At 52.2% G+C, this 22,638-nt stretch carries 22 protein-coding genes; 21 read left to right on the plus strand and 1 reads right to left on the minus strand.

Annotated features, from left to right (window positions below):
• Positions 1 to 11 precede the first annotated feature (11 nt).
• The 21 genes from FYJ24_RS02295 (at position 12) to dnaE (ending at position 22,204) form a co-directional block, all read left to right on the plus strand.
• A complete protein-coding gene (locus FYJ24_RS02295; protein WP_154543171.1) occupies positions 12 to 398 on the plus strand; it encodes a DUF3040 domain-containing protein in 387 nt (128 codons plus the stop codon).
• Between the two features lie 436 nt (positions 399 to 834).
• Entirely contained in the window at positions 835 to 1,266 is a 432-nt protein-coding gene (gene mraZ / locus FYJ24_RS02300) for a division/cell wall cluster transcriptional repressor MraZ (RefSeq protein WP_154543173.1), read from the plus strand.
• A gap of 103 nt (positions 1,267 to 1,369) precedes the next feature.
• Positions 1,370 to 2,320 carry a 16S rRNA (cytosine(1402)-N(4))-methyltransferase RsmH gene (gene rsmH, locus FYJ24_RS02305; RefSeq protein ID WP_154543175.1) on the plus strand — a complete coding sequence of 317 codons (951 nt, stop codon included), beginning with the start codon at positions 1,370 to 1,372 and terminating at the stop codon, positions 2,318 to 2,320.
• Positions 2,317 to 2,700, plus strand: coding sequence for a hypothetical protein (locus FYJ24_RS02310; protein WP_154543177.1), 384 nt, complete (start codon positions 2,317 to 2,319; stop codon positions 2,698 to 2,700). The genes rsmH and FYJ24_RS02310 overlap by 4 nt, the downstream gene beginning before the upstream one ends.
• Entirely contained in the window at positions 2,697 to 4,457 is a 1,761-nt protein-coding gene (locus FYJ24_RS02315) for a peptidoglycan D,D-transpeptidase FtsI family protein (protein WP_225871929.1), read from the plus strand. The genes FYJ24_RS02310 and FYJ24_RS02315 overlap by 4 nt, the downstream gene beginning before the upstream one ends.
• Before the next feature lie 41 nt (positions 4,458 to 4,498).
• The gene (locus tag FYJ24_RS02320; RefSeq protein ID WP_154543179.1) at positions 4,499 to 5,860 is read left to right on the plus strand and encodes a UDP-N-acetylmuramoyl-tripeptide--D-alanyl-D-alanine ligase; all 1,362 of its coding nucleotides are present in this window, start codon (positions 4,499 to 4,501) and stop codon (positions 5,858 to 5,860) included.
• The gene (mraY, locus tag FYJ24_RS02325) at positions 5,857 to 6,942 is read left to right on the plus strand and encodes a phospho-N-acetylmuramoyl-pentapeptide-transferase (RefSeq protein WP_154543181.1); all 1,086 of its coding nucleotides are present in this window, start codon (positions 5,857 to 5,859) and stop codon (positions 6,940 to 6,942) included. The genes FYJ24_RS02320 and mraY overlap by 4 nt, the downstream gene beginning before the upstream one ends.
• The gene (murD, locus tag FYJ24_RS02330; RefSeq protein ID WP_318656468.1) at positions 6,939 to 8,249 is read left to right on the plus strand and encodes a UDP-N-acetylmuramoyl-L-alanine--D-glutamate ligase; all 1,311 of its coding nucleotides are present in this window, start codon (positions 6,939 to 6,941) and stop codon (positions 8,247 to 8,249) included. The genes mraY and murD overlap by 4 nt, the downstream gene beginning before the upstream one ends.
• Positions 8,246 to 9,502 (plus strand): FtsW/RodA/SpoVE family cell cycle protein, encoded by a 1,257-nt coding sequence (locus tag FYJ24_RS02335; protein ID WP_154543185.1) that lies wholly within the window; start codon positions 8,246 to 8,248, stop codon positions 9,500 to 9,502. Before murD ends, FYJ24_RS02335 begins: the two co-directional genes overlap by 4 nt.
• Complete coding sequence (locus FYJ24_RS02340; protein WP_318656469.1) at positions 9,499 to 10,593, plus strand: UDP-N-acetylglucosamine--N-acetylmuramyl-(pentapeptide) pyrophosphoryl-undecaprenol N-acetylglucosamine transferase; 1,095 nt, start codon at positions 9,499 to 9,501, stop codon at positions 10,591 to 10,593. Before FYJ24_RS02335 ends, FYJ24_RS02340 begins: the two co-directional genes overlap by 4 nt.
• On the plus strand, positions 10,586 to 11,950 hold the full coding sequence (murC, locus tag FYJ24_RS02345; protein WP_318656470.1) for a UDP-N-acetylmuramate--L-alanine ligase: 1,365 nt from the start codon (positions 10,586 to 10,588) through the stop codon (positions 11,948 to 11,950). The genes FYJ24_RS02340 and murC overlap by 8 nt, the downstream gene beginning before the upstream one ends.
• A complete protein-coding gene (locus FYJ24_RS13320; RefSeq protein WP_154543187.1) occupies positions 11,947 to 12,810 on the plus strand; it encodes a cell division protein FtsQ/DivIB in 864 nt (287 codons plus the stop codon). The genes murC and FYJ24_RS13320 overlap by 4 nt, the downstream gene beginning before the upstream one ends.
• Before the next feature lie 124 nt (positions 12,811 to 12,934).
• Positions 12,935 to 14,182 carry a cell division protein FtsZ gene (gene ftsZ / locus FYJ24_RS02355; RefSeq protein WP_154543189.1) on the plus strand — a complete coding sequence of 416 codons (1,248 nt, stop codon included), beginning with the start codon at positions 12,935 to 12,937 and terminating at the stop codon, positions 14,180 to 14,182.
• Positions 14,183 to 14,187: 5 nt separating this feature from the next.
• Complete coding sequence (locus FYJ24_RS02360) at positions 14,188 to 14,895, plus strand: polyphenol oxidase family protein (protein WP_154543191.1); 708 nt, start codon at positions 14,188 to 14,190, stop codon at positions 14,893 to 14,895.
• Between the two features lie 38 nt (positions 14,896 to 14,933).
• Positions 14,934 to 15,365 (plus strand): cell division protein SepF, encoded by a 432-nt coding sequence (locus tag FYJ24_RS02365; RefSeq protein ID WP_225871930.1) that lies wholly within the window; start codon positions 14,934 to 14,936, stop codon positions 15,363 to 15,365.
• Between the two features lie 22 nt (positions 15,366 to 15,387).
• A complete protein-coding gene (locus tag FYJ24_RS02370; RefSeq protein WP_404814687.1) occupies positions 15,388 to 15,693 on the plus strand; it encodes a YggT family protein in 306 nt (101 codons plus the stop codon).
• Positions 15,694 to 15,911: 218 nt separating this feature from the next.
• Positions 15,912 to 16,529, plus strand: a complete 618-nt coding sequence (locus FYJ24_RS02375; RefSeq protein WP_154543193.1) for a DivIVA domain-containing protein — start codon at positions 15,912 to 15,914, stop codon at positions 16,527 to 16,529.
• An 85-nt stretch (positions 16,530 to 16,614) separates the two neighbouring features.
• Positions 16,615 to 17,253, plus strand: coding sequence for a signal peptidase II (locus FYJ24_RS02380; RefSeq protein WP_206192446.1), 639 nt, complete (start codon positions 16,615 to 16,617; stop codon positions 17,251 to 17,253).
• On the plus strand, positions 17,246 to 18,160 hold the full coding sequence (locus FYJ24_RS02385; RefSeq protein ID WP_154543197.1) for an RluA family pseudouridine synthase: 915 nt from the start codon (positions 17,246 to 17,248) through the stop codon (positions 18,158 to 18,160). Before FYJ24_RS02380 ends, FYJ24_RS02385 begins: the two co-directional genes overlap by 8 nt.
• The gene (locus FYJ24_RS02390; protein ID WP_154543199.1) at positions 18,157 to 18,639 is read left to right on the plus strand and encodes a GNAT family N-acetyltransferase; all 483 of its coding nucleotides are present in this window, start codon (positions 18,157 to 18,159) and stop codon (positions 18,637 to 18,639) included. Before FYJ24_RS02385 ends, FYJ24_RS02390 begins: the two co-directional genes overlap by 4 nt.
• A 4-nt stretch (positions 18,640 to 18,643) precedes the next feature.
• Positions 18,644 to 22,204, plus strand: a complete 3,561-nt coding sequence (dnaE, locus tag FYJ24_RS02395; protein WP_154543201.1) for a DNA polymerase III subunit alpha — start codon at positions 18,644 to 18,646, stop codon at positions 22,202 to 22,204.
• Between the two features lie 201 nt (positions 22,205 to 22,405).
• On the opposite strand, the gene FYJ24_RS02400 is transcribed toward dnaE, so the two are convergent.
• Positions 22,406 to 22,627, minus strand: coding sequence for an RNA-binding S4 domain-containing protein (locus FYJ24_RS02400; protein ID WP_154543203.1), 222 nt, complete (start codon positions 22,625 to 22,627; stop codon positions 22,406 to 22,408).
• Positions 22,628 to 22,638: the final 11 nt, after the last annotated feature.

Consider the following 22,638-nt stretch of genomic DNA (forward strand, 5'->3'; position numbering starts at 1 on the left):
AGGAGGGGACAATGGCTCTTTCAGATTATGAAAAGGAAGTTTTGGCCCAAATGGAACGCGGGCTCAAAGAGGAAGACCCGCAGCTTGCCCATACTCTGACTTCTTCTCTGCCGGTGAACGATTCTGAACCCACTAGGCTTTCGCCAAGGCGGATAGCTCTAGGATCTATCGTGGCCGTAGTTGGCTTGGCTGTCGTTGTTGGTGGAGTATCAGCACAGATACTGTGGTTGTCAATCACACTGGGAACAATCGGTTTTGTATTGATGGTTGGCGGGGTTCTCTGGGCACTTAAGGGAGATCGGGATACGGCTCCTCGCAAACAGCCTAGATCAGGCTCGGATTCCAGTAGTTTCATGGATCGCCAGCGTGATCGCTGGGAAAATCGCGACCGCAACTAGTTGAGCATATAGCCAGTTTGGGCATTCTTGCATCTCACTAGACCTATCTAATTTTTCGCGCGGCTCTTTCGATGCTACGGCAATGGTGCCTGTATGCATGAACACTTCTCCCTCATTCTGGATTTTTCGGCGCCGTTTTCTTCTTACCGCTGCCCACGATTGTCTCAGTGCAGCATCCTGGGCGTTGTGACACGTGCCGGGGCGGTATACAGCCCCGTTTACGGTTTTATGACCCCGTACGTGGGAATGAGTAAATGGCGCCAGACATTCCGACGCCACGACACATAAGTGATCGGCGAAACTCCTCCACCAGTATTTTCGCAGGTAAAAGTGCTATTTGTTGTGCCATTAGAGTGATTATTTACGATAATGGAGTATTCAGTGGGTCAAAGTGGAGGAATGTGGAGTAGAGTGTAGGCACTGGGAGGAGGTAGGCATGTTCCTAGGTACGCACCAGCCAAAGCTGGACGACAAAGGACGTTTGATTTTGCCTGCCAAATTTCGAGATCAGCTTGCCAATGGCTTGGTGATCACTCGCGGTCAAGAACGCTGTCTTTACGTGTTTCCAGCTGCCCAGTTCCAACAGATGTATCAGGAGCTTTCACAAGCCCCCATCACTTCCAAGCAAGCGCGGGACTACATCAGGGTGATGCTTTCAGGAGCTACCGATGAGGTGCCGGACAAGCAAGGACGAGTGATCATCCCTGCTGCCTTGCGTGAGTACGCGGGTTTAGACAAGGAACTGAGCGTCATAGGCGTTGGAAACAGAGCAGAAATCTGGGATGCGAAAGCATGGCAAGACTATCTGGACCGCCAAGAGAGCGAATTCGCTGAAACCGCAGAGGAAATTATTCCAGGAATGTTCTGACTCTTCGTTGCTGCTCTTCGCCGCACTCTGACTCTCTTCCCCGATGTCAGAGAAGCGGCGAGGAAGCAGTGGTGAAGAGCAAAAGGAACGAAGGAGGTAGTACATGGGGCAGGCAGCTCGCATGCACATACCTGTTCTTCGGGACCGCTGTGTGGCCCTCCTCGAGCCAGCTCTGCGTGAGCCAGGTTCTTTGTTTGTCGATGCGACTTTAGGGCTCGGTGGACATACAGAAGCAGTTCTGACGCAGTGTCCTCATGCGATCGCTATAGGCATTGACCGTGACCCGCAAGCTCTACAGTTGGCAACGGAGCGCTTGGTGCGATTTGGCGACCGTTTCACTCCGTTCGAGGCGACGTTTGATCAGATTGATGAGATTCAACAGCCAGTCTCAGCAGTTCTCATGGATCTGGGCGTTTCATCTCTGCAGCTTGATCAGGCTGATCGCGGATTCGCATATGCGCAGGATGGGCCACTCGATATGCGAATGAATAGAAATGAGGGGCAAAGCGCTGCCGAGCTTCTCAATACTGCCGATCACGGAACCCTTACACGGATACTTCGCGACTATGGAGAAGAAAAGTTCGCCTCAAAAATAGCGCGGCGCATTGTTGACCAGCGCCAGCGACGTCCGTGGAGCACTACCGGGCAATTGGCGCAGTTGATTGATGAGACAATTCCTGCACCAGCTCGTAGGCGTGGTGGAAATCCTGCAAAGAGGACATTTCAGGCGTTGAGGATAGCTGTCAACGACGAGTTAGGAATACTTGAACGTACTCTCCCTAAGGCACTGAGATCGCTGCGAATCGGCGGACGTATGGCCGTTGAGTCATATCACTCACTAGAGGATAAAGCGGTCAAACGTGTTTTCTCAAGAGGCCTCACCGATACGGCTCCGGCTGGTTTGCCAGTTATTCCCCAAGAGGATGCTCGACGGTTGAAAGCACTGACTCGCGGAGCTGAGAAGGCTGATGAAGAAGAAATTGCCCGCAATCCCCGCGCTAAGTCCGTGAGGCTTCGTGCGGTCGAATTAGTGAGACCCTGGGAGGACCGATGACTGCGACGTCTGCACCATTACGCCGCGAGAATTCTCAACAGCGGCCTTCACTACGAGTTGTCGAAGGCGTTGACGGTCACTCGCAACGCTCAGCAGTCGTATTCTTGGTGTTTTGTGCATCGCTGTTGCTGATGGCCATTGTTATTCCATTGATCGCCAACACCAACATGGCACACATTGCATATGAAATGCGTGATGTGTCGGTTCAGCTCAGTGAAGAAGAAGCTGCAATACAGACTCTAGAAAAGAAACTGTTAGAGCAAAGCTCTCAGTCGGTACTCAGAGAAAAAGCCCAGGGGATAGGGATGGTGCCGGCAGCACCGTTGGGGGTTATCGTTCTGGAAAATGGAACAGTTGAGGGGGGAGTTCCGGCGCAATGAAGACAGCTGACCACAACGCCGCCCAGGCCGATATCTCAAAGAAGCGAGCGCGAGTCATAGGTGTTGCTATGACGGTGCTTTTGAGCGTGTGTGCTGTGCAGCTGTTCATGATCCAGATTGTGCGAGGTCCTGCTTTGGCTGAGCAAGGACGTCAAGTTCGAACTTCTGCAACTAAAATTCCCGCCCCTCGTGGACAGATCCTCGATGCCAACGGTCAGGTGATGGTTGATTCGGTGCAGACGTATCACATTGCGGTAAATCAACAAAAAATACGTGAGTACATCCAAGAAGACGATGATGGAAAAACCATAGGCCGGGGGCCTGCCGCAGCAGCGAAGCAGTTGGCACCTCTCCTCAAAATGGATGCGGCAGTTCTTGGCGCAAAGATGGTGGGAGATGGGACCTATGAGTACCTCGCCAAAAACGTCGATTCGGATACATATAGGGCCATTCGTGCTTTGGGTATTTATGGAATTGAGTGGGAACCAGTTTTTGAACGCATTTATCCTGCAGGAAATGCGGCGGCTAACGTCTTAGGCACTTTTGGAACAGAACCTGAAAATAGTTCCGGTTTAGAAATGGTCTACTACGATGTTCTCGAAGGAACTCCCGGTGAAGAGTCTTATGAGGTGAGTCCTGGTGGTGCTGTGATTCCTGGTGCCAAGACAGTGTCAAAGGAAGCGGCACATGGTGGCACTGTTCAGACCACTCTCCATCTTGACCTGCAGGCACAGGTTCAAGAGGCAGTCGATGCCATTGCGGATAAACACCAGGCAGATTGGGTGTCGGCAGTTGTTTTAGACGTCAAAACGTCAAAAGTTTTAGTACTGGCCGACTCCGATTTGAAGAAGCCAACCGAAGGACCACAGATGTCCAATGCGGTGCAGGGGGCTTTCGAACCCGGCTCGGTGGGGAAGATCCTCACAATGGCAACCGCGTTGGAAAAAGGAACAGTTACTCCGCTCTCTACTTTCTCCGTGCCAGGGGTGCTCTCAACTCCTGATGGCGGCGATATAGAGGACTTGCACGACCATGAAACCTATGTGAGGACAGTCGCCGGAATACTCACTGAGTCGTCGAATACTGGAACGGTTATGGTCGGACAGACTGTCTCAGATAGTGACCGCCTCGAAACAATGAAAGCTTTCGGGCTTGGTCAGCTGACAGGTATCGAATTGCCTGGTGAGACTCCGGGACTGTTGGCTGAGTCAGGTGATGAGTGGGTTGGTAGAGATCGCTACGTCACCATGTTTGGCCAGGGATACGCCATGAGTGCCTTGCAGCAGGCAGCAATGATGGCTGCCATCGGGAATGACGGGGTTTGGCAGCCTCCTAGAATCGTTGACAGCGTTACTTACGCTGATGGAAAGCGTATCGAGACAGAAGAACCTCAGCCGCGCCAGGCAGTCAGTCCTGAGACTGCGAATGCCCTCCTAAAGATGATGGAAGGTGTTGTCTCTGATGAGGAATATGGAACCGGTTCGGGGGCGGCAATTGACGGATATCGGGTGGCGCTCAAGACTGGTACCGCGGAGATTCTTGGGGGCGAAGGGACCGTGGCAACAACTGCTGGGGTGTTGCCAGCTGATAACCCACAAATCGCTATTTCTGTCGTGGTCAACAATCCGAAAGCTGGAGGGTATCTATCCTCAGATTCGGCGATCCCACTGTTCAAGTCAGTTGCCTCGAGTGCGGTAAGAAATCTCGGAATCCCGGCATCGGCGACAGAGCCTGAGCTCTTTCCACTGACTCCATAAGGTACTCTCACCTATTGGCGGATGCATATTCGGAGGAGCGCATGGAACAGAAAGCATCGTGGATTGCCACGGTTACTGGAGGCACCCTGCATGGACCGGACGTCGCAATCACAGGCAGCGTACAAACCGATTCACGGCTATGCGGTGAAGGCTCACTTTACATCGCACGTGTAGGTGAAAATGCTGATGGGCATGACTATGCTGATGCGGCAGTTGAATCAGGTGCTACCTGCCTCGTTGTCGAAAGGCCGCTGCCATTAGCCGTCGCTCAGGTTGTTGTTTCTGAATCGACTAGGGCCCTAGGTGATATTGCTAAAGCCCATCTAGCATCGCTGCGCAACGATGGAGAGATTACGGTCATCGGTATTACCGGCTCTGTGGGAAAGACCACGACAAAAGATCTCCTGGGGCAAATTCTTGGAGCCGAAGCTCTGACTGTATTCCCTCAGTTATCGTTCAATAACGAGGTTGGATGCCCGCTCACTATCCTTACTGCCGACTCCGCCACACGTTTTCTCATCCTTGAAATGGGTGCGTCGGGGATTGGACACATCGAATACCTCACTAACATTGCTCCTCTCGATGTTGCTTGCGTACTTATGGTTGGTTCAGCCCACTTGGGCGGATTTGGTTCCATGGAAGCTGTTCGTCAAGCAAAATCTGAGTTAGTTGCTGGGCTTGTCTCTGGAGGCAAAGCGGTACTCAATGCCGACGATCCTGCAGTGCGATCAATGGCTTCGACGGTGGAACGTGAGAACGTACTCTGGTTTTCCAAGGATGACGCCACTGACATCCATGCAGGAAAAGACGGGATTCAATTCACATATCGTGGTCGGCTGGTGCGGAGCCCTCTGGTGGGAGCTCACCAAGTCATGAATATCCTGGCGGCTCTGCGTTGCGCAGAGGCAGTGGGGGTAGACGTCGATGATTCGGTGGAAGCACTGTCCGCTTCAAAAGCCCTTTCACCGCACAGAATGGTAGTGCGTGACGGGGTAAAATTTGCTGGCGTTAGTGATTTACGTGTTATTGATGACTCGTATAATGCCAATCCAGATTCTCTTCGCGCGGGACTTGATTCCGCCGCAATGCTGAGCACGGGTCGTCTTATCGTTGTTTTGGGCGAAATGCTGGAGCTGGGTGAAGAATCAGACAAATTGCATCGTCAGGCCGCTAAAGATGCGGTCTTGCATGGGGCGGATATTCTCATTGCTATTGGGGAAGGGCTGCGAGTAGTGGAGAAGATAACAGATTCACCAACGACGATGTTATGGTGCCGTAACGCAGCAGAAGCAACTAAGCTCTTAGAGCAAGTACTCAGAGCAGGAGATACCGTGTTTGTGAAGGGCTCGAACGGCTCAGGCGCGTGGCGCGTTGCCGACTCACTATTGGCAGATGTCCAATGATCAGTGTAATTGTTTCTTTTTGCGTATCGTTAGCACTGAGTATTCTTCTCACTCCTGTCTTTATCCGTTTTCTCATCAAGAAAGAATACGGACAGTTCATACGCCAAGATGGACCAACAGGCCACTACACAAAACGCGGTACCCCAACAATGGGGGGAGTCGTCTTTATCTTCGCTATCCTCGTGGGATGGCTTGTTGGCTTTCTCGCGGTACGAGAATTACCTGATTACTCCAGTGTCCTGGTAGCAGGCTTGTTCCTTGGGCTTGGGGTGATTGGCTTTCTTGATGACTTCATCAAAATCTCGCGTCACCGCTCCCTTGGGCTCAATCCTCTAGCAAAGATCATCGGACAACTCATCATCGGGTCTGTATTTGCGGGATTTGCCTTGTGGTCTCCAGGGGGACATGGGCCAGCTCCCGCGTCAATGAGTATTTCTTTGTTCCGCCCCACAGGAGTTACGCTAGCTTTTGCGGGAGCGGGAATTGGTATTGTCCTCTTTGTACTATGGGCGAATTTTCTGGTGACAGCATGGTCGAATGCCGTCAATCTGACGGATGGACTTGACGGGCTTGCGACGGGTGCTTCTTTAGCCGCGTTTGGTGGCTACACTTTCATTACTTTTTGGCAGTTCAGTCAATCGTGCATACGCAGTGTTGACATAACTGGATGTTATGAGGTGAGGGACCCACTGGGTCTTGCAGTATTCTCTGCAGCTGTTGTTGGCGGACTTATCGGCTTTCTTTGGTGGAATGCTTCACCCGCGCAGATATTCATGGGAGATACCGGGTCGTTGGCTCTCGGTGGGGCCTTTGCGGCCATCTCGATTTTGTCACACACTGAGTTCCTTGCAGTGATTATCGGTGGCCTATTTGTAGTGGTCACTATGTCGGATGTTATTCAAATTGTTGTATTTAAACGGACTGGAAAACGGGTCTTCCGTATGGCACCGTTGCACCACCACTTTGAACTAAAGGGGTGGCATGAGGTCACAATTGTTGTTCGTTTCTGGATAGTTGCAGCGCTCTTTGCAATTACCGGGGTGGGGCTTTTTTACGCAGAATGGGTGGCTACAGCTACGTGAATGAGCGGATTGCCATTATTGGGTTAGGTGCTTCTGGGAAAAGTGCTGTAGAGGCATTAGGTAACGATGCCGATATTCGGGGATTCTCTACGACTCCGGTGGAACAAAGTGACTTTCCCGTGTTCTATTCTCCTGATCCTGCGATGGTGGCGCAGGAAATTATCCAATGGAATCCTCAATATTGTGTTATCTCGCCAGGCATTCCCATGACATCTGCATTGGCGCAAGAGCTCAAGAGGCGCAGAGTTCCTGTTATTAGCGAGGTTGAGTTGGCGTGGAGATTGCAGGAGAAATCTAAACGCGCTGGACGTCCCTGGTACTGCGTCACTGGAACCAATGGGAAAACGACTACCGTTGGACTGCTCGGTGCTATTTTTAGGGCTGCTGGCATCCGCGTATCCGAAGTTGGCAATATCGGACTCCCTATTTCTTCGCAAATTGCAGGTGACTCCGAAGCTTTTGTCGTTGAACTTTCCAGTTTTCAACTCGAAACCACATACACGATGGAGCCAGCAGCAGCCATTTGTCTCAATGCTGATGCAGACCACTTGGATTGGCACGGTGACGTTGAATCCTACCGTGAGGCTAAGGCCCGCATATACGATCGCGTGCGCGGAAAGTCTTTCTATTTTGCATCGGATCCTGTAGTTGCGCGCATGGTCCAGGGGCGTCCTCGCGTCGTTGCTCTTACAACGGATAGCAATGAGTGGGATTGGGTTCCTTTCTACGCCGAACGTGGTCACCCCTCGGCACTTCTTGCTGATATCGTCGCCGCTGTTGCTATTGCTCGCGATGCTGGCATTGATGAGAATGCTATATCTGCAGGGTTATCTGAGTATTCTCCGGCCACTCACCGTCAGGCGCTTGTTGGCCAGTGGGGCGGTGTGCGCTATGTTGATGACTCTAAAGCAACGAATGCCCATGCTGCTGCCGCTGCTCTTAAAGCTCTTCCACCTGGAACAGGGGTGTGGATCGCTGGGGGTGACGCGAAGGGACAAGACTTTGGACCCCTCGTGCACAGCGTTCGTTCGCAATTGCGGGCAGTGGTGGCGATAGGACTCGATCCTTCACCCATTCGGCGCGCCGTCGAAGAATTTGCCCCAGATACGCCGATAGTGGAAGTTGTGGGTAATAGCGACGCAGACCTTTGGATGTTGCAGGTAGTTCGTGCAGCAGCTAATTTTGCGCGCCCAGGAGACACCGTCTTGCTATCACCAGCGTGTGCATCGTGGGATCAATTCTCCAGTTACTCACAGCGAGGGAAGGTGTTCGAACAAGCGGTCCGCCGTTTCCAGGAGGAATCATGAGTCTGCTCGATAAACTTCCTCGAATACGCGTGGAGGGAGACTGGAACGAGCGAGAGTATTCGCCAGCTGCAACGTATTACATGATTCTCGTTTCGGCACTGCTGCTGGGCGGTTTCGGGTTGCTCATGACATTTTCTGCTGCAGCCGTCAGTAACATTGCTAATGAGGTTAATCCGTACACAGCCTTTTTTCGTTCCTTCGCTATCATTATGGCTTCTGCCATCTTGGCTGGTATTACCGCGATGATGCCAGCGAGTATCTGGCCTCGCCTCACCGCTCTTATTTTTGCTGTTGCTGTAGTTGGACAGTCAATGGTGCTCTTTCTTGGCGTGGAACAGGGAGGCAACACCAACTGGATAAGAATCCCCGGGACCAGGCAGTACATTCAGCCATCAGAATTTCTTAAGCTTGCCACCTGCCTCTTTCTAGCAATGGTCCTCGCGAATCTAGGCAAAGAGGTCTCCAATTGGAAGAGAGTCCTGGTTGCAGTCGGGCTTCCCACAGCTATTGCAATCGGTGCTGTTATGCTGGGCCACGATATGGGTACCGCAATGATCTTCGTTGCAATTGCTCTGGGCTCTCTGTGGATTGCCGGTGTCCCCGCAAAATGGTTTCCAATCGTTGGTCTCATCATGGCTGGAGGGGCCGCTGCACTTGTTACCATCAATGCTTCTCGCATGACTCGTGTTTTAGATGTTCTTCCGGGCCTGAGGCCCGAACCTGATCCTTCGAATCCTACCCAGACTGACCATGGATTGTGGGCTTTGGGCTCGGGTGGCCTATTTGGGATGGGGCCGGGAGCATCAAGAGAAAAATGGAACTATCTTCAAGAAGCCGACACTGATTTTATATTAGCGATTGTCGGCGAAGAATTTGGCCTTATCGGAACTCTGACTCTTCTTGTCGCACTAGGGGTCTTGGTGTGGGGAATCCTTCGCCTCGCATCACACTCACAGACTGCTTACGTACGCATCGCCTCGGGTGGTATTGCTAGCTGGCTAATTTTTCAGGGCCTCATCAACGTCGGTTCGGTTACCGGGCTAACCCCAGTTATTGGGGTGCCTTTTCCTCTGGTATCGCACGGCGGTTCGGCATATCTCTTTACAGCATTGTCCATTGGGGTCCTCCTGTCTTTTGCGAGGACTGATGCTGGCATTAGGTGGCGGTCACGACTTGATCCGGAGACGCGCGGCCGCGATCCACGCATACCAAAGCGGCGGCGTCGCGTTCGCAAACCACGAGGAGAAAAGTGACAAACAAGAGAATAGTCCTGGCTGGCGGGGGGACTGCAGGGCACGTGAATCCGCTATTGGCAACGGCTAGTGAGTTGTTGGCAAGGGGATACAGCGTCGACGTTCTGGGAACCAAGGAGGGACTTGAATCTGAACTTGTCCCAGCAGCGGGATTACCTCTTACAGTTATTCCAAAAACGCCGTTGCCGCGAAAACCGTCACGGGCGTGGTTTTCACTGCCCGTAAAGCTCCGCGAGGCCAATAGAATTTCACGGGATTGTGTGCGAGACGCCCGCGCGGTTGTGGGATTTGGCGGTTACGTCTCCGCACCTGCCTATCGTGCGGCTCGCTCGGTTGACGTGCCCTATGTCATTCATGAACAAAATGCTCGGCCAGGCATCGCCAATACGTGGGGCGCACGCCACGCAGCTGCCGTGGGCTTGACTTTTGCCGGCACCCAGTTAGAGGCACGTCAGGGGATAACCCGAGTGGTTGGGTTACCACTGCGCAAGGAGATTGCCGCATTGGTTGACCAACGCTTAGATGAGGCAGGGCGGTTACTAGCTAGGAACCAGGCGGCCACGGTATTGGGTCTCGATCCTCGAATGGCAACACTGGTTATCACCGGAGGATCTCTGGGGGCAGTCCACCTCAACCAGGTTATGGCTGAAGCCGCAGCTCAACTTCCTGCGGGGGTGCAGGTGCTCCACCTCACCGGGCGCGATAAGGCAGATGACCTAAATGTGCCATGGAAGACTGTGGAGTATCTATCGGAGATGGAACTGGCACTGGCGGTTGCTGATGTAGTCGTGTGTCGCTCCGGTGCTGGCACTGTTGCCGAGCTTGCAGCATTGGGAATCCCAGCCTGTTTTGTCCCCCTTCCTATAGGTAATGGCGAACAACGGCTCAATGCGAAGAATATGGTTGATGCTGGAGGGGCGCTCATCGTTGACGACAAAGACTTTAGTGCGGATTTTGTTCGAGAACGAGTATTCCCACTCTTGTCTGATCCAAAAAAACTCTTAGCCATGGGACGGGCAGCCGCTTCAACGGGAGTTCCCAACGCGGCCATCAAAATGGCGGATTTAGTGGAAAGTGTGTGTGGTGACTGATAAATATCACCTTGTTGGGATTGGCGGCGCTGGAATGTCGGCAGTAGCGGAGCTACTGGTGGCTCGTGGAATTGCGGTGAGCGGATCAGATAGGGCCGACTCTCCAGCTCTAACGCGGCTTCGCGCGCTGGGAATCACGGTGCATGTCGGTCACGACGTCCGCAATGTCCCCGAGGGGTCAGTATTGGTCTATTCATCGGCTATTCACGACGATAACCCCGAGTTTGCGGTGGCCAAAGCACGCGGCCAAGAAATAGTCCATCGGTCGGTCGCTTTGGCACGAGTAAGCGCCGACAAAAAGTTTGTTGCGGTTGCTGGGGCACACGGCAAAACAACGACGTCTGCAATGATTGCGACCATTTTGACTCACGGAAATATCGATCCCTCTTTTGCTATTGGATCAGCAGTTTTGGGGGTAGGAACCGGTGCCCACCTCGGAAATGGAGAGATTTTTGTTGCAGAAGCGGATGAGTCAGATGAATCGTTCTTGAACTATTCGCCAACGCTAGCTCTCGTCACAAATGTGGAACCTGATCACTTGGATCACTATGGAAATGCTGAAGAGTTTGAGGAAGTTTTCTTCCAGTTCGCCAGCAAAATTCGCACTGATGGAATTGTGCTGTGCTGCGCAGAGGATGAAGGGGCAATGCGCCTTGCGGATCGATGCCGTAACGAACTAAGAGACATTCATGTTCACACCTATGGCAGAGGTGGTGATATAGCACTGAGTGAGGAAGAACTGGCCCCAACTGGAGCACACGGGATCTTTTCCTTTGATGATACGAAGGTGCCTGTACGGCTGTCGGTGAGTGGGCGGCACAATCTTCTCAATGCGTGTGGTGCCTGGGGAGCCTGCGTGCTTCTCGGGATGGACCCGCACACCGCTGCTGCGGGCATTAACGTTTTTGGAGGAACCAGCCGTCGATTTGAGCTGGTGGGCGAAAACAACGGACGGCGTCTGTACGACGACTACGCACATCATCCAACGGAAGTGGCTGCGCTTGTAGAACAGGCCCGAACAGCCGCAGGCAGTGGGCGTCTTATCGTCGTGTTCCAGCCGCACCTTTACTCGCGAACTCAAACATTTGCAAAGAGATTTGCCGAGGCACTGTCTGGAGCAGACCAGGTTTTCCTTGCTGATATTTACGGAGCAAGAGAACAACCCAGAGAGGGCATTAGCTCTCAACTCATAGCGGATCTCCTTCCTGGTGCTCAATACGTGCCGGGTGCGTCCATCTTTGAGATCGGAGAAAGTGCTGCAGCAGAGTCTCGCAGCGGCGACATTGTCGTACTAGTGGGGGCCGGAAATATTACCGAAGCGCAAGATTCGGTCCTGAAGCGGTGGGCGGTGAAGTGAGGCCGCCTCGTCCGCCTCGGCCTTCGCAGCCCGTACCAGGGCGTAGAAAGGCTGTCGCGCCTCAAAAGCCACTTACAACGGCTGCTCCTGCTTGCCGCGTTCCTCCTGCCCCTGCCCAGGTTCTGGGGAGAGTAGAGGAGAGCCCAGAAGAGATCAAAGCTCGCTTACTAGAGAAAAAAGTTGCACGTCGCCGGCTCTTGATTTGGCGCCTTATGTGGGTACTTCTTAGCGTTGCAGCCATAGCCGCAGTTGTATGGGTGGCACTTTTTTCTCCGCTTTTCGCAGTACAAGAAACTCGTCTGGAAATTGAGGCCCCAGAGACTATCGACGTTGCCCCGACTGCTTCTGTGATGCAGAAACACGTTGGGACGTCTCTATTCCTAGTTTCTTCTGGCGCACTGCGAGAGGAAATCTTGAAGGATCCGCATATCGCAGAAGCGACGATTACGAAAACCTGGCCAGATGGACTCCACGTCGCCCTGATTGAGCGAGTCCCTGTCATTGGCGTAAAAGTGGAGGGCGGGTATGACCTGGTTGCTGCGGATGCTGTGACTGTGACGACTGTTAATGATGTTCCTGAACAACTCCCGTTGTTAACCACTGACCAAGAGATAGCTGCCACCACGGTGAGTCAGATCGGAGAGATTTTAGAAGCACTTCCTACTGATATTTCTGACCAAGTATCTGAAGTATCGCTCAGCGGAGGAATTTACACATTACATGTCGCGAATGGTTCGCAGATTATTTGGGGCGATCCGTCCGATGCCGCGTTGAAAAGCCAGGTTTTACAGCTCTTAGTGCAGCAACGTCCTAGTTCCATATATGACGTGGCCGATCCACTAAGACCGTCAATTCGATGATTCATTGCGACACACCCATCAATGTCCTTGTTTGTACCCGCCAGCGCGTTTACCGTCAGTGCGCAAAGAAAGATCAGAACCTGAACCTTCTAGTAAAGGTTGAGGCTTTACCCCGGGAGGCGCATTGTCCGCTCCGCAGAACCACCTGGCCGTAATCAAGGTCGCCGGCGTCGGCGGCGGCGGCGTAAACGCCGTAAACCGAATGATTGAAGTTGGCCTCAAAGGTGTCGAATTTATAGCAATTAATACCGATGCCCAGGCACTGTTGATGTCTGATGCCGAAACCAAACTCGACATTGGAAGAGATTTAACTCATGGCCTTGGCGCAGGTGCCGATCCAGCGATTGGACGCAAAGCTGCAGAGGCTCATGTCGAAGAAATCGCTGAAAGCCTCGAAGGCGCCGACATGGTCTTTATCACCGCAGGTGAAGGTGGTGGTACTGGAACCGGTGGAGCTCCGATTGTTGCAAAGCTTGCTAAAGAGGCGGGTGCCCTTACAGTAGGTGTTGTCACCCGTCCGTTCTCCTTTGAAGGTGCACGGCGAAGTTCACAGGCTGAAGCGGGACTAGAAGCGTTAGAGAAGGAAGTTGACGCACTCATCGTCATTCCTAACGACCGGCTACTAGAAATATCAGACCGTAATATCTCCGTCCTTGACGCGTTCCGTGCGGCAGACCAGGTTCTTCTTGCTGGTGTGCAGGGCATTACTGATCTCATCACCACCCCCAGCTTGGTTAACGTCGACTTCAACGATGTGAAATCAGTGATGGAAGGCGCTGGAACGGCCCTCATGGGGATGGGGTCGGCTACTGGCGAAGACCGTGCATTGCGGGCGGTGGAAGCCGCAGTGTCTTCACCGCTATTGGAAGCCTCGATCGATGGCGCACACGGCGTGCTCATCTTTATCCAAGGATCTTCAGATCTGGGTATGGCAGAAGTCGGGGAGGCCGTCAAACTGGTCACCGAAGCCGCTCACAAAGACGCTTTGGTCATTTATGGTCATGTTGCGGATGATTCGCTTGCCGACGAATTCCGCGTGACGGTTATTGCCGCTGGCTTTGAACCAAAAGCGGAAGAACGGGATGTGGAACCGGTGGCACCCGCAGCCAAGCCAGCACCGCGTGCAGTTATCGAGGATGCCGTTTCTACCACCGTTGTTGAGGAAGTCCATGAGACTCCGGCAGCAAATCCAGCACCGAAGGCAGTTCCTGCCGCGCACCGAGCTCAGCCACAAGTGCCCACACGTACCGGTGCAGTTCCTGTCGTTTCAAAACCGGAACTCGAAGAGTCTGTAGAGGAAATCGACATCCTTCAGGTCCCTCGGGTTTTTGACGACGACGGTGATGTTGATATTCCAGATTTCCTTCGCTAGATCCAGTGCAAACACATCTGGGCTTCTATGGGGCATCAACTGATTTTGGGACTGGGAAAGACATAAGAAAAACTGCCCAGTCCCAAAGAGGTCAGTTGGCACAGGTGCTTGGTCGCCCATGTCAGTGGATGGCCCAGGAGCATGGAACGCAGGTTTTTCTGTGGCAACGCGATACTCCTGTTGACTTACTTCCGGTGGCAGATGCAATCATTGTCGACGCGCGAGGTGTTTCTGCTTCTGCCCCAGCCGCTGCAGTAGTGACTGCTGACTGTTTACCGATCCTTCTATGGTCCCCAGACTTACCAATATGGGCTGCTGTGCATGCAGGGAGAGTCGGACTTGAAAAGGGCGTTATTGCACGGACACTGGAAGTAGTTCATTCACTTGTCGGCACTCAGATATATGCAGCTATCGGTCCGGCGATCTGTACACGGTGTTACCAAGTTGACTGGGAGTGCGCTGATTCCTTTCCCGCAGCATATGTGCAGACCAATGGTGAAGTACCTCACCTCGACTTACGTGGCTACGCGCGCCATGAGCTCGCCAAGGGTGCGGAACTCATCATGGACTATCCGCAGTGCACTCGATGCTCCTTGCGGTGGCATTCTCATAGGCGCGATGCCGATGGTCAACGAAACGCGGCATTGATCTGGCGAGACACCGATTCCGACATGCCGAGCGACGCTGGCGAAATCTGGGTGCGTCTGACTTAGAGTGGGGATCGTTCCGCGAAGTATCAAGGGAGGGTACCATGGCAGGCCGACTCAATTGGGCAATGGAAAAAATGGGCTGGCGCGTGCCGGCCGAAGAAGAAATAATGGAGTCTGAAGAAGAGATGCAAGAATATCCCTTCGCTGAGTCACGGCAAACAGCCGAGGCTTACAGTTTTGAACCAACTCCGTCGGTATCTTCCGTGCCGCAAGAAGATGCGCGTCAACGTATTTCGACCATTCATCCCAAGAGCTATGCTGATGTGATGGCTGTGGGGGAGGCCTTCCGGGACAACGTTCCTGTCATCATGAATTTGACTGATATGGACGATGCTGAGGCTCGACGAGTAGTTGATTTTGCTGCTGGCCTTACGTTTGGTCTGCGTGGCGCGATTGAACGTGTCACGACAAGGGTTTTCTTGCTTTCACCTGCTGACACTCATGTTTCGAGAGATCTTGGCGCACGCATGTGAAGAAAACCGATAGGCTAACAAGGTGTTTCTCTATCTGATCGGGTCCATTATCTATTGGGCCTCAATGCTATACACCCTGATCCTTCTTGCACGAGTCGCCTTTGACTGGGTGAGGTTCTTTGCTCCGCGGTGGACTCCGCGCGGGCCGATTCTACTTCTGGCAAACCTGATTTACTTGCTTACGGACCCTCCAGTGCGTTTTATGCGTCGATTCATTCCTCCATTAAGGCTAGGGAACGTGGCATTGGACGTAGGTTTTCTAGTGATCTTCGTCGCTGTTACCGTATTGGGACGTGTAGGATTCCAACTTATGTGGTTGGGGCGCTAGAAAGCGGAAAACTCAATATTAGATTCTCGCAAAGTACGTTGTAACATGGCACAATGTGAAGTACGACATCAGCTCAACAGGAGATATTTCTGTTACCAAAGTAGACTGGAGTCGCGGTTGTGACTATCGTTCTTGTTGTGCGGGATGTTACGATCCAGTAAAACATGCTAGGCATGCTCGGCTAGCAAAAGCATTCGAATAGTTCATGAGGTGGAAAGATGGCGCTACTGACAGCCGACGACGTGCTGAATAAAAAGTTCCAGTCTGTGAAGTTCCGTGAGGGATATGACCAGGTAGAGGTCGATGAGTTCCTTGATGAGGTTGTGGCAACTATCTATTCCCTCCAGGTAGAGAACGCCGAACTGAAAGAGAAACTTGAAGCTGCGCAGAGGCGCATCACAGAGTTGCAGCAAGGCGTGCCTGAGACAGCAGCAGTCGCTCCAGTGCAAGAGAGCACTCCTGAGCCAGCCCCAGCACCTGAGCCAGCCCCGGTCCCAGAACCAGTTCAGGCACCAGTACCTGCAGCACCGCAAACACCTGCTGGCTCAGAGGCAGCAACATCCATGCTTGCTCTGGCTCAACGTCTCCATGACGAATATGTCAGCGACGGACAGGCTGAAGGCGAACGCATCGTTGAGGAAGCACGCGACAAGGGACGCGAAATTGTCAAGGAAGCTGAAGACAAGCGCGATGAGGTCCTTTCCAAGCTCGAACAAGAACGTAGTCAACTAGAGACTAAGATCAACGAGCTTCGCACCTTCGAATCCGACTACCGTACGTCGCTTTCTAGCCATCTTGAAGGACTATTGTCTGATCTCAAAGCAATGGCAAAGTAGACTAATACTCTTTAAGGACCGTCCTGGCCGTTACAATGGCCAGGGCGGTTTTGTTTAACGAAAGGTGGACATGGTGGCGAACTCAATGAGACGGTTACGCACTGTCTGGGTTGCACTCACGTCTCTAGTGGTGGCGTTCTTGGCGGTTTTCCTGGATCAATGGAGCAAATCGTGGGCTATTGCCAACCTTGTGGAGAAAGAGTCGAAGCCACTAGTGGGAGACTTCTTCTCTCTTCGCCTCATCTTCAACTCTGGAGCAGCATTTTCTCTAGGTGAGAATGCAACATGGATCTTTACAGTAATATCAGCTGCAGTAGTTGTCGCCGTACTATGGCTACTTGTCACCGGCAAAGTCCAATCCTTTTGGATCGGTATCATTTTAGGATTTATCGTTGGAGGTGCCATTGGAAACCTTCTTGACCGTCTAGAGTTGATCGACAGAGGACTACCGAAGCACGGTGTTGGTCACGGACATGTGATTGATTTCCTGGACTACAACGGTTGGTTTGTAGGAAATGTTGCAGATATTTGGGTTGTCCTGGGTGTGATTTTCTTAGCGGGATACATGCTGGCTGTAGGGGATCGTCCTAAAGAAGAAGACAAAGGGAAAGAAAAGCTACACAAACAATCGGATAGTGTGAGCAACAATGCAACGCACGCCGGTTCGACAAATGTGCACGAAGATACTGCCGACGCGACAATAGATCATGAGCCACATGAGTGAAAGCAGAATTCTTCCGGTTCCTGAAGGCCTCGTTGGAGAACGCGTAGACGCGGGGCTATCACGATTACTTGGCCTCTCACGGACTACAGCCGCACAAATCGTCGACAATGGAATGGTGCAACTTGACGGACGCCTCGTACAAAAGTCGACGAAGCTAACTGCCGACTCATGGCTAGAAGTCACACTGCCTGAATCTGAAGCCCCCAAACCTGTTCCGGTGACAGACATGGAGATTATTTACGATGACGAGGATCTCGTCGTCGTCAATAAACCTGTGGGTGTTGCGGCTCATACGGGACCGGGGTGGGATGGTCCCACAGTACTGGGTAATCTCGAGGCTGCGGGTTTTACCATTGCCACAGGTGGGCCACCGGAACGAAAAGGTATCGTTTCTCGATTGGACGTTGGAACCAGTGGGGCAATGGTGGTTGCCAAGTCAGAACTGGCATACTCCCGGTTGAAATCAGCCTTTCGAGAGCGTGAAGTCACTAAAATCTACCACGCAATCGTTGCGGGGCATCCCGATCCAATGCGGGGGACTATCGATGCTCCCATTGGCCGGCATCCATCGCGTACTTGGCGGATGGCGGTGAGGGACGACGGAAAAAAGGCCATCACGCATTACGACGTCGAAGAACTCTTCGCCGGTGCAGCCTTGGTTACTGTCCACCTTGAGACGGGACGCACTCACCAGATTCGCGTGCACATGGCAGCGATGGGACACCCCTGTGTTGGAGACGTCTTCTATGGAGCTGATCCAGTCCAAGCTGAGCAACTGGGCCTGGAGAGGCAATGGCTGCATGCCCGCGAACTCGGTTTCGATCACCCTCGAACAGGAGGTCCCATGCACGTGGTCGCTCCATATGCCACAGATCTCGATAATGCACTGGAGATATTGCGAGGATGAGTACCATCCATATCTTTCGCGGGAATGAACAGCATTGTATGCGTGCCGAGGCGACACGCCTTCGCATGGACGTGTTTGTGCGAGAACAGAAGGTTCCCATGCTTCTGGAAATAGATGCTCGTGACTTCTATCGCGATACAGTGCATTTTGTCGTGGCTGATGGTGATAGTGCTATTGCGGTTGCCAGGCTACTTTGTGATGGGCAATGCGCATATCATGTTGGTCGCGTTGCGGTAGCACGCGAACAACGAAGAAATGGAATCGGATATACGTTGCTTGAGGCGATGCATAGCTGGATAGCTGAGAGACTATGTTCGGGAGATAAAGCTCTCGTCACGCTAGAAGCTCAGGAACAGGCAACTGGCTTCTATCAGCGCGTTGGCTATGATTTCACGGATCGTGAACCTTTTTTTGACGCGGGAATACGACACCGCGAGATGATTCGAGAAATCACTTGTCGCACCCGCTGCCTACAATAGCGTCATGAGTTCTTCCTTCGTTCACTTGCACAACCACACCGAGTATTCGATGCTGGATGGTGCATCCAGAATCAAGCCAATGGTTGCGGAAGCTGCCCGTTTAGGACAACCTGCGTTGGGAATTACGGATCATGGATACTTGTTCGGTGCTCTTGAATTTTACAAGGCTTGTAACGCGGCTGGAATCAAACCAATTATCGGCTTGGAAGCATATGTGACGCCAGGAACATCTCGGTTTGATAGAAAAAAGGTGCTATGGGGGGAACCTTGGCAACGTTCCGATGATGTCCCGGCAGGTGGCTCCTATAATCACCTCACACTTTTGGCGATATCAACTGAAGGGGTCCATAATCTTTTTCGGTTGGGTAGTGAGGCGTCACTTGAAGGACAAATGGGGAAGTGGCCGCGTGCCGATCGTGAATTACTAGAGCGCTACCATGAGGGACTTGTCGTTTTCACGGGTTGTCCCTCTGGAGCCGTGCAAACCCGCATGCGTCTTGGGCAGTGGGATGAATCTGTGCGTGAAGCGGCTGAATTGCGCGATATCTTTGGCGAAGAAAATTTTTATGTCGAGTTAATGGACCACGGGATCGACTTTGAACGTCGCACCAAAGCGGATCTCATCAAACTTGCTCGGCATATGAATGCACCGCTGGTGGTCACAAATGACTCCCACTATGTGTCCGCCTCTGACGCTCGTACTCAAGAGGCACTTCTTGCCATCAACTCGGGTTCAAATCTCACCGAGCCTCCGCTTCATGAGGGTGGTACTCGTTTCGCATTTGAAGGAGAAGGGTATTACCTTCGTTCGTCAGATGACATGCGGGCTCTGTTCCCCGAGTTTCCTGAAGCCGCCGACGCGACTCTCACCATTGCAGAACGCTCCGACATAAAATTCACAACGGTAGCGGATGGTGCGAACTTTATGCCGCAGTTTCCTACTCCTCCCGGAGAAGATGAGAGGTCATGGTTCATTAAGGAAGTGCGTCGGGGGCTCGATAAGAGGTTCCCGGGTGGAGTCCCGTCCCATGTCATTGATCGGGCGAAATTTGAAGAAGATGTCATTCTCAATATGGGATTTCCCGGTTACTTCCTGGTCGTTGCTGACTTCATTAACTGGGCAAAAGGGCAAGGGATTAGGGTAGGTCCAGGCCGTGGTTCAGGCGCTGGCTCTATGGTTGCCTACGCAATGGGAATTACTGAGCTCAACCCGATGGAACACGGGCTGCTATTTGAGCGCTTTCTCAATCCTGAGCGTGTTTCAATGCCTGACTTCGATGTTGATTTCGATGAGCGGCGCCGGGATGAGGTTATTGACTATGTCAAAGAAAAGTACGGTGATGATAGGGTCGCCCAGGTTGTCACCTACGGACGAATCAAGACTAAACAGGCACTGAAAGACTCTGCTCGCATCCAGGGGCGTGATTTCCAAACAGGGGAGAGGCTTACTAAAGCCTTGCCACCTTCCGTAATGGGAAAGGACATTTCAGTTTCTGGGATTTTCGATCCTGAAAATCCCCGGTATTCTGAGGCTACTGAGTTCCGTAAGTTGTATGAGGACACCCCGGATCTACATCCCGTAGTGGAGATGGCCAAAGAACTTGAAGGAATAACGCGACAGTGGGGCGTCCACGCCTGTGCCGTCATCATGTCATCAACCAAGCTCACGGACATCATTCCGTTGATGATACGCACTCAAGATAACGCAGTAATCACCCAGTTCGACTATCCCAGTTGTGAAGATCTAGGACTTCTCAAGATGGACTTCTTGGGATTGCGTAATCTCACGGTTATATCGGATACCTTAGAGAATATCCGCACTAACGGCAAAGAGGTGCCAGATTTAGATCACTTGCCCTTAGATGATAAAGCTACCTATGAGTTGCTTTCTCGAGCGGAAACCTTAGGGATATTCCAACTTGACGGTGCGGGGATGCGCGAACTACTCAAGTTGATGCGCCCGGACAATTTTGAGGATATTTCCGCGGTTGGTGCGCTCTATCGACCGGGTCCGATGGGGGCAGATTCGCATACAAACTATGCGCTGCGAAAGAACGGTAGGCAAGAAGTTGTCCCGATTCACCCAGAGCTTGAAGAGCCTCTGAAAGAAATTCTTGGAACAACCCATGGCTTGATTGTCTATCAAGAGCAGGTCATGCAGATAGCTCAAAAAGTTGCTGGGTACAGTCTGGGACAGGCAGACATGCTCCGCCGCGCGATGGGCAAGAAGAAGAAAGAAATCCTTGATAAAGAGTTTGCTCCATTCAAGCAAGGAATGATTGAGCGTGGATACTCTGAAGGGTGTGTCAACGAGCTGTGGTCCATTTTGGTTCCGTTCTCGAACTACGCATTCAATAAGTCTCACTCTGCTGCGTACGGACTTGTTTCCTATTGGACCGCCTATCTGAAGGCAAACTATCCAACAGAGTTTATGGCTGCTTTGCTCACGTCTACGAAGACGAATAAGGACCGACGTGCTCTCTATCTTGCGGAATGCCGCCACATGGATATCCAGGTACTTCCCCCTGACGTGAACTCTTCTTTGGGTGAGTTCTCGCCTGCAGGAAAGGACATCAGATTTGGATTGTCTTCCATCCAAAACGTGGGACAAAACGTTGTTGATGCCATTGTTGCAACGCGCAAAGAAAAGGGAGAATATACTTCGTTCCAAGATTTCTTAGATAAGGTTCCGCAAGTTGTCTGTAACAAGAGAACCATTCAATCACTGATCAAGGCGGGGGCGTTTGACTCCTTAGGGAATCACCGACGTGCTCTTTTGGCACGCAGTGATGAAGCAGTCGACGCGGTGATGGACCTGAAAAAGAATGAAGCGTTCGGTCAGTTTGATCTTTTCGCTGGAATGATGGGAGATTCCCCAGAAGAAAGCTCATTTGCTATCACTATTCCGGATCTTCCTGAATGGGATCGTAAGCAAAAGCTAGCGTTTGAGAGAGAAATGCTGGGGCTCTACGTCTCTGACCATCCTCTTCGAGGTGTTGAACGTTCACTGAGCCACTATCAAGAGAACCAAATTGCTTCTTTGAAAGATCATCCTGAGGGTCATGATGGCAAACAAGTGAAGATTGCTGGTTTGGTTTCATCGGTCCAGGCAAAACTCACAAAGAACGGGGCGCCGTGGGCTATCGTCACGATTGAAGACATGACCAGTTCTATGGAAGTTCTTTTCTTCCCGAAACAGTATGAGAAGATTCAGGGAATCTTGACCGAAGACTCGATCGTTCAGGTGTCGGGACGGGCATCGCTACGCGACGAAGAGACCCTGTCTGTCATGGGACAAGAACTACGAGTACTGGATATTCGTGAGGACAACAACGCGCCCGTTGAGCTTCGCCTCGAAGGGATGCATTGTGTTCCTGATACTCTCAACAATTTAAAAAATATCCTTGAGGGATACCCAGGAGCGCAGCCTGTGCGTGTTGAAATTGAAGAGCGTGGCAAGGACACCATCATTGAGCTACCGGACCATCTCCGTGTGAGCTCGTCATCTGCACTAGTGTCAGAGCTCAAAGCGCTCCTAGGACCTCAGTCGATATTGCGTAGCTAGGGCTAGTCGAAGAGATCAAAACATCATCCTTGGCGGACCATCCCTGGGAACAGGTGGTACGCCAAGGAATCTCTTTGCTTTACGCCGCATATATATTCCTCCCCTTTTAAGTTTTCGCAGCTGCTGGAAATTTGTGACTTAGCTGCTCTCATAACAGGCAAATAACACGCACCTGGGCGAGGGAGGAGGGGACGGGGACGCTCAAACAACTGTGACTGACTCGGCTCCAGCCGGTGTGTAGACCGTAACGATGTCACCGGACGCCAGCTGGCGTCCACGGCGTATTTCGACTTCACCATTGACCCGGACGTCACCGTCTTGAATTAGCTCGCGCGCATGGGCGCCATTTTCAACTAAACCTGCAAGTTTAACGAATTGGCCAAGTCGAATCGTGCCTTCGACTGCAATGCTCTGTGGTTTCATAAGGTGATTGT

The organism is Scrofimicrobium canadense, assembly GCF_009696615.1.
Classification (GTDB): Bacteria; Actinomycetota; Actinomycetes; order Actinomycetales; family Actinomycetaceae; genus Scrofimicrobium; species Scrofimicrobium canadense.

What these genes read in the sequence shown, in the direction of transcription:
- FYJ24_RS02390 (WP_154543199.1), top strand. Translation starts at nt 18,157, where the DNA reads ATGAGTACCATCCATATCTTTCGCGGGAATGAACAGCATTGTATGCGT.
- dnaE (WP_154543201.1), top strand. Translation starts at nt 18,644, where the DNA reads ATGAGTTCTTCCTTCGTTCACTTGCACAACCACACCGAGTATTCGATG.
- FYJ24_RS02310 (WP_154543177.1), top strand. Translation starts at nt 2,317, where the DNA reads ATGACTGCGACGTCTGCACCATTACGCCGCGAGAATTCTCAACAGCGG.
- FYJ24_RS02365 (WP_225871930.1), top strand. Translation starts at nt 14,934, where the DNA reads ATGGCAGGCCGACTCAATTGGGCAATGGAAAAAATGGGCTGGCGCGTG.
- FYJ24_RS02385 (WP_154543197.1), top strand. Translation starts at nt 17,246, where the DNA reads ATGAGTGAAAGCAGAATTCTTCCGGTTCCTGAAGGCCTCGTTGGAGAA.
- mraY (WP_154543181.1), top strand. Translation starts at nt 5,857, where the DNA reads ATGATCAGTGTAATTGTTTCTTTTTGCGTATCGTTAGCACTGAGTATT.
- FYJ24_RS02315 (WP_225871929.1), top strand. Translation starts at nt 2,697, where the DNA reads ATGAAGACAGCTGACCACAACGCCGCCCAGGCCGATATCTCAAAGAAG.
- FYJ24_RS02375 (WP_154543193.1), top strand. Translation starts at nt 15,912, where the DNA reads ATGGCGCTACTGACAGCCGACGACGTGCTGAATAAAAAGTTCCAGTCT.
- rsmH (WP_154543175.1), top strand. Translation starts at nt 1,370, where the DNA reads ATGGGGCAGGCAGCTCGCATGCACATACCTGTTCTTCGGGACCGCTGT.
- FYJ24_RS02400 (WP_154543203.1), bottom strand. Translation starts at nt 22,627, where the DNA reads ATGAAACCACAGAGCATTGCAGTCGAAGGCACGATTCGACTTGGCCAA.
- FYJ24_RS02380 (WP_206192446.1), top strand. Translation starts at nt 16,615, where the DNA reads ATGAGACGGTTACGCACTGTCTGGGTTGCACTCACGTCTCTAGTGGTG.
- FYJ24_RS02295 (WP_154543171.1), top strand. Translation starts at nt 12, where the DNA reads ATGGCTCTTTCAGATTATGAAAAGGAAGTTTTGGCCCAAATGGAACGC.
- mraZ (WP_154543173.1), top strand. Translation starts at nt 835, where the DNA reads ATGTTCCTAGGTACGCACCAGCCAAAGCTGGACGACAAAGGACGTTTG.
- FYJ24_RS02320 (WP_154543179.1), top strand. Translation starts at nt 4,499, where the DNA reads ATGGAACAGAAAGCATCGTGGATTGCCACGGTTACTGGAGGCACCCTG.
- FYJ24_RS02335 (WP_154543185.1), top strand. Translation starts at nt 8,246, where the DNA reads ATGAGTCTGCTCGATAAACTTCCTCGAATACGCGTGGAGGGAGACTGG.